Origin of the sequence: Mesorhizobium sp. M1169, assembly GCF_040318345.1 — a bacterium.
Taxonomy (GTDB): domain Bacteria; phylum Pseudomonadota; class Alphaproteobacteria; order Rhizobiales; family Rhizobiaceae; genus Mesorhizobium.
On the sequence record NZ_JAMYME010000120.1, the window covers coordinates 1 to 652 of the forward strand.

At 64.0% G+C, this 652-nt stretch carries 1 pseudogene; it reads left to right on the plus strand.

Annotated features, from left to right (window positions below):
• Positions 1 to 652, plus strand: a pseudogene (locus tag NKH41_RS34085) (recombinase family protein); the annotation flags it as partial.

The following is a 652-nucleotide window of genomic DNA, read 5'->3' on the forward strand; positions in this document are numbered from 1 at the left end:
CTATTCCTGCTGGCGTGGTCTGCTTGACAATGGCGAGCCGCGTTGCATCGCCTTCGGTGGACTACGCGTCGACGACGCCATCGAGGAAGCTCTTCTGCGGGTTGTCGAGCCGGCAGCGATAGCCGCGGCCGTCGAGGCCGAAGCGCAAGCGGCCAGTCGCCGCGATCAGGTCCGCGATGCTCTGATGCGCGATCGCGAGGCGGCACGCTACAACGCCGATCGGGCGTTCCGGCAATACGACGCCATCGATCCGCAGAACCGGCTGGTCGCGGCGGAACTGGAGTTGCGATGGAACCGGGCGCTTACGCGTGTCGGCGAGATCGAGAGCAGGATTGCCGCGCATGATGCCTCGACATCGGAGCCATCACTTCTGTCGCCAATACACGTCACCGCGCTCGCCGCCGATCTCAAGGCTGTATGGGCGGCGCCGACGACGGATGCAAGGCTCAAGAAGCGCATCGTTCGCACCGTCATCCGGGAGGTGGTCGCCGATATCGATGACGAAGCGTCAGAGATCGTTCTTCTGATCCATTGGGTTGGCGGCGTCCATACTGAACTGCGCCTGCCGAAGCGGCGCCGTGGACAGCGCAACAGCACGTCCGGCGATATCATCGCGGCCGTCCGCCAACTGGTGCTCATCGCCAATGATGAT